Annotated in this window: 1 rRNA gene; it reads left to right on the plus strand. The window is 48.5% G+C overall.

Features of this window, described 5'->3' with window-relative positions:
• Positions 1 to 202: ribosomal RNA gene (locus WFK81_RS31060) — 23S ribosomal RNA — on the plus strand; the annotation flags it as partial.

Raw genomic sequence — 202 nt, forward strand, 5'->3', positions numbered from 1 at the left:
GTGCGTAATAGCTCACTGGTCGAGTGACTCTGCGCCGAAAATGTAACGGGGCTAAACACACCACCGAAGCTATGGCATGTACCTTATGGTACTTGGGTAGGGGAGCGTTGTGTATAGGTTGAAGTCAGACCGTAAGGACTGGTGGACAGTACACAAGTGAGAATGCCGGTATGAGTAACGAAAAGACAAGTGAGAATCTTGT

It is taken from the genome of Paenibacillus sp. MMO-177, assembly GCF_037147795.1.
Taxonomy (GTDB): Bacteria; Bacillota; Bacilli; order Paenibacillales; family Paenibacillaceae; genus Pristimantibacillus.